Source organism: Micromonospora sp. NPDC049559, from assembly GCF_040676675.1.
Lineage (GTDB): Bacteria > Actinomycetota > Actinomycetes > Mycobacteriales > Micromonosporaceae > JBFAPK01.
Genome location: NZ_JBFAPK010000078.1, coordinates 1 through 5,700 on the forward strand (window position 1 = coordinate 1; position 5,700 = coordinate 5,700).

The 5,700-nt window shown below is 74.5% G+C and carries 2 protein-coding genes; both read left to right on the forward strand.

The genetic code is table 11. The features are described 5' to 3' along the window. Positions 1 to 286: 286 nt before the first annotated feature. Complete coding sequence (locus AB0J86_RS38670; protein ID WP_363863844.1) at positions 287 to 3,670, forward strand: S8 family serine peptidase; 3,384 nt, start codon at positions 287 to 289, stop codon at positions 3,668 to 3,670. Positions 3,671 to 3,998: 328 nt separating this feature from the next. Next, positions 3,999 to 5,318, forward strand: coding sequence for an MFS transporter (locus tag AB0J86_RS38675; RefSeq protein WP_363863847.1), 1,320 nt, complete (start codon positions 3,999 to 4,001; stop codon positions 5,316 to 5,318). Positions 5,319 to 5,700: the final 382 nt, after the last annotated feature.

Sequence of the window (5,700 nt, forward strand, 5' to 3'; positions counted from 1 at the left end):
ACCTGGTCCAGGACGCTTGTTTCCCACCGTGCAGGCTTGGTTGAGTGGCTGACCGGCCCGGGCCGGGTTCCCCACCGCGGGGAACCCGGCCCGGGCCTTTTGCGTGTCCGCTAATCCCCTTGACCGGGCAGCCGGTTATGAAAACCGCTCACCTAAATGCGAATGAATTGTGAAGGAATCGTCGGCGTGGGCGTTGCGGGCAACGGAGCGGATAGGCGGCCTGCGATCCTCTGGAGGTCCCACCCGGGGACCCGGCGTCGGTGCGGCGCCGGCCAGGGGAGGTCTCGTGTATTCACCACGGAAGATCAGTAACAGTCCAGGAAGGAAGGCGCTGGCGGCGCTGATCGGCGCCGTACTGGTGCTCGGCGCGGGGCAGGGAGCCTCGGCCGCCCGTCGTGCCGCTGCGCCGGGAGCCGACCGCGACGCGACGGTCCCGCGTACCGGTGGAGCCATGCCGCTGCGGGTCACCCTGCTCACCGGCGACCGCGTCTCGCTCGCCTCCGCCGACGCCGAGCGGATCGCCGTACGGCCGGCGAAGGGCCGCGAGCACGTGCGCTTTCTGGTGCGCCGCGACCACGGCACCGTCTACGTCGTACCGAGCGACGCCCAGCGCCTCGTCCAGGCGGGCAAGCTCGACCGGCGACTCTTCGACGTGGCCGGGCTGGTCCGCGCCGGTTACCACGACGGGGCCCGCGACACCGTACCGCTGATCGTGCGGTACCGGCCCGGTGCCGCCCGGACCGCCGGCAACGCGTTCGCGGCCACCGGCGCCCGGGTCGTACGCGACCTGCCCGCCGTCGGCGGTGCCGCCGTACGCGCCGACAAGTCCCGCGCCGGCGAGTTCTGGGCCCGGATCACCGCCGGTACCGCCGCCCTGCGCGCCGACACCGCCGGCGGCGTCGACCGGATCTGGCTCGACGGGCAGCGGCAGATCTCGCTCGACCACAGTGTGCCGCAGATCGGCGCACCGGCCGCGTGGCAGGCCGGGTACACCGGCAAGGGTGTCACCGTCGCGGTCCTCGACACGGGCGTCGACGCGACCCACCCCGACCTGGCCGGCAGAATCGCCGAGGCGGTCAACTTCTCCGAGGCGCCGGACGCCACCGACGGCGTGGGCCACGGTACCCACGTCGCCTCCACCATCGTCGGCAGCGGCGCGGCCTCGGGCGGCCGGTACAAGGGCGTGGCCCCGGACGCCACTCTGGTCGCCGGCAAGGTCTGCGGCTCCAGCTTCTGCGAGGAGTCGGCCATCCTCGCCGGCATGCAGTGGGCGGCGGCCGAGAAGCACGCCACCGCTGTCAACCTGAGCCTCGGCGGCGCCGACGGCCCGGGAATCGATCCGGTGGAAGAGGCGGTCAACTCGCTCACCGAGCAGTACGGCACCCTCTTCGTGGTCGCCGCCGGCAACGCCGGTGACCAGGCCGGCACGATCAGCTCGCCGGCCAGCGCCGACGCGGCCCTCGCCGTGGGCGCCGTCGACCGCGAGGACCAGCTCGCCGACTTCTCCAGCCGGGGCCCGCGGGCCGGCGACGACGCCGTGAAGCCCGACCTCACCGCCCCGGGCGTCGACATCGTCGCGGCCCGGGCGAGCGGCACCATGCTGGGCGCGCCGGTGGACGAGCACTACGTCGCCGCCTCGGGGACCTCGATGGCCACCCCGCACGTCGCCGGGGCGGTGGCCCTGCTCGCGCAGCGCCACCCGGACTGGACGGCCCGGCGGCTCAAGTCGATCCTCGTCGGCTCGGCGAAGCCCACGGCCGGGCTGTCCGCGTACGAGCAGGGCGCGGGCCGCGTCGACGTGGCCGCCGCCATCGCCCGCGACGTCACCACGGACCCGGTCAGCCTCTCCTTCGGGCGGGCCACCTGGCCGCACGGCGACGACGCCCCGATCACCCGGACCGTTCGCTACCACAACCCGGGCAGCGCCCCGATCACGTTCGCCCTCTCCGTCCAGGCCCTCGGTCCGGACGGCAAGGCGGCGCCGGCCGAGACCTTCACGCCCAGCGCCGGCACGGTGACCGTACCGGCGGGCGGTGACGCCGAGGTGAGCGTCGTCGCGAACACCGCCGGTACGGGCCCCGACGGCTACTACTCCGGCAGCCTGCTCGCCACCGCCGGCAGCACGGTGGTGACCACCCCGATCGCGGTCAACAAGGAGGTCGAGAGCTACGACCTGGACCTCACGATGTTCGACGGCACGGGCGGGGTGCCCGAGTTCGGCGACGTACTCCTCTTCGGACTGGACGACGGGGGGATCGTGACGCCGACATTCGACGGCGGCGTGGCCAAGGTCCGGGTGCCGCGCGGCACGTACAACCTGACCGCGGTGATCTTCACGGCGCGCAGCGACACGGAGGGCGAGGGGACCCTCCTGGTGCGGCCCACGCTGAACGTCACCGCCGACGCCGCGATCACCGTCGACGCGCGGGCCGGCCGCCCGGTCGCGTTGTCGGTGCCCGACCCGACCGCCGAGGCGCTCCTGGCCGACGTCTCCTACCTGCACCGGACCGAGGCCGCCAACATCGGCATCAGCCTGCTCTCCGGCAGCCCGGACGGCCTGTTCGTCGCGCAACTCGGGCCGGCACGGACCGTCGCCGGGTTCACCAGCTCGATCACCAGCCAGTGGGCGCGGCCCGGCGCGGGCGGGACGGCGGCGGAGAGCCCCTACCTGTACGCGCTCGGCGAATCCTTCGCCGGCCGGCTGCCGACCGGATACGAACGCCACTACCAGGCCCGCGACCTGGCCACCGTACGGCAGGAGTTCGGTTCCGCCGTGCCGGGGCTGAGCGGCGAGCGGGTCGTCTTCCCGGTCTTCGACCCCGACATGGGCGGCTCGGCGGCGGTCCTGCCGTTGCCCTCCTCCGGCCGGCGGATCGAGTACCACAGCACCGACCGGGTGCGCTGGACCTCCGAGGTCGACTTCGGTACGTACGACGAGGACGGCTGGCTGGTGCCCCGGACCGTCCTGCTGTCGGGGCCGACCGGGTACCGCTCCGGGCGGGAGTACCGCGACGAGTGGAACCACGCCCCGTTCGGCCTGGCCCTTCCCGACGGCGGGGCCCGCGCCTACTGGGCCGCCCGGCTGGGCGACCTGCTGCACGTGGACCTGCCGCTCTACTCGGACCGGGCCGGCCACATCGGCTTCTCCCGGACCGACACGTCCCGAACCGCGCTCTACCGCGACGGCGCGCTCGTCGGCGAGACCGACGCCTCCGGCTACGGTGACTTCGAGGTGCCCGCCGGGGCCGCCGACTACCGGCTGGAGGTGGCCGACACCCGCTCGGTCGGTGACCTCTCCACGCGGGTCAGCGGGGTCTGGACGTTCCGCTCCGGGCACGTCGACGGTGACGAGCCGGTACGGCTGCCCGTCTCCGCGGTGCGGTTCACGCCCCGGCTCGCGGCCGACAACTCGGCCCCGGCCGGCCGGGCGTTCGAGATCCCGGTGAGCGTCGAGCGCCAGTACGGGGCGTCGGGCGGCCGGGTGCGGAGCCTGACGGTCGAGGTCTCGTACGACGACGGCGCGACCTGGCAGCGGGCCGAGGTGCGGGGCGGGGTCGCCAGGGTGCGGCATCCCGCGAAGGCCGGGTTCGTCTCGCTGCGGGCCGGCAGCACCGACACCGCCGGCAACAGCGTGAGCCAGACGATCGTGCACGCGTACCGGATCAGGTGAGGCCACGACGCGGGTGACGCGGTGCCGCGCTGCCGCGAGTGACGCGGTGAGGCGGGGTGACGCGGTGCCGCGCTGCCGCGAGCGATGTGCTGACGCCGCGCCGCGAGTGGTGCGGTGATGCCCGACCGGCGGTCGGCCCTCGGCGAGGGCCGACCGCCGGCCACGGTGCGGCGGAAAGTGCCTGGGCGGGGCGGCGCGCGGCGACTAGGCTCCCGGACATGACCTGGCGACATTGATCCAGCCACCGAGGCCGCTCCACGGTCCGCCGCCGCGGGCCGCCGGGGACGTCGTGCGCCCGACGTCCATCCGGTTCCCGTGGGAAGGCCTCATGACCATTTCTCTCCGGCGCCCGCCCGAGCTGCGGGTACGGCGACTCGCCGCGATCCTCGCCGGCTACTCCCTCCTCGACAGCCTCGTCCTGCTCTACCCGGTGTACGCCCTGCTGTTCGCGGACACCGGCCTCTCGACCTGGCAGATCTCCTCCCTCTTCGTCCTCTGGTCGCTCACCGGCGTGGTGCTGGAGGTGCCCTCCGGCGCCTGGGCCGACGCCGTCTCCCGGCGGCTGCTGCTCGGCCTCGGGCCGCTGCTGAGCGCCGTCGGCTTCGGACTCTGGGTCGCCGTGCCGGCGTACTGGTCCTTCGCGGCCGGGTTCGTCCTCTGGGGCGTCAAGGAGGCGCTGGCCTCCGGCGCGCTCGAGGCGCTCGTCTACTCCGAACTCGACCGGGTCGGCGCCGCCGGCCGGTACGCCCGGATCATGGGTCGGGCCCGGGCCGCCGGCATGCTCGGCGTGGTGCTCGCCATGGCGCTGGCCGCGCCGGTCTTCGCGGCCGGCGGCTACCCGGCCGTCGGCGCCGCCAGCGTCCTCGCCTGCCTGCTCACCGCGGCGCTCGGGTTCGCGCTCCCGGAGCACCGCGCCGCCGCGCGCGACTCCGGTCCCGTCGCGCCCGACTCCGGTCCCGCCGGCGGCGTCGCGGTCGACGCCGTCGGGGGAGGGGCCCCGCCCGGCGCGGCTGAGCCGGCGCCGGACGACGGGCAACTCGGGTACGTCGCCGCGCTGCGCGCCGGCCTGGCCGAGGCGCGCCGCTCCCGGCCGGTGCGACACGCGGTGCTGTTGCTCGCCGTGGTCTCCGCGGTCTGGGGCGCGCTCGACGAGTACACGCCGCTGCTGCTGCGCGACGACGGCGTCGCGCCGGAGCGGGTGCCGCTGCTGCTCGTACTGGTCTGGGCCGCCGCCGCACTCGGCGGCCTGCTGGCCGGGGCGGGCGGGCGGCTGCCGGCGACGGGGTACGCCGCGCTCCTGGCGGGCGCCGCGGTGGCGCTCGCGTCGGGTGCGACGATCGGGGGGGCCGCGGGGATCGTCCTGGTCGCGGCCTCCTTCGGCGTGTTCCAACTGGCCAGCGTGGTTGCGGACGCGCGCCTACAGGAACGCATCGCCGGACCCAGCCGGGCCACGGTGACCTCGTTGGGCGGCGTCGCCACCGACCTCACCACGATCGGGGTGTACGGCACCTACGGTGTGCTGGCGAGCCTGACCGGGCATGCGACGACCTTCGCGGCCTTCGCCGTGCCGTACCTGGTCATCGCGTACCGGCTGGTCCGGGTGCACCGGGCCGGCCCGGTCGAGCCGGATGTCCGGTTCGGGCGGTGACGGGAGCCACCGGCTCGGCCGGCACGGCGGGCCGGTGGCCGGAATGCCGGGCGGGTGCGGGTCGTTGGACATACCCGCACGACCGCGGTAGCGCCCCCGCACGCCGGGGGTGACCGGCCCCACCCCGGGCCCGGAATGATCGGCGGTCGGCCTCGGTTACATCCCCGGTACGCCCGCAGCACCGCCCCTGGATCTCGGGGCCTGGGTAGCGCGAGGTCGTACCTCTCCAATGCTGGTGCTCCGCCACATCCCCCCGGGGCGGAGCACCTCTTTCCCCCATTGGATTTCCCCCGAGTTGGAAGGAATTCCATCGTGAACTCGAAGAAGCTGTTTGATGCTGTTACTCGTACGGCTGTTGCTCGTCGGACGGTGCTGGGTGTTG

Excerpts from the sequence above, each read along its gene's own strand:
- AB0J86_RS38675 (WP_363863847.1), top strand. The coding sequence starts at position 3,999 with ATGACCATTTCTCTCCGGCGCCCGCCCGAGCTGCGGGTACGGCGACTC.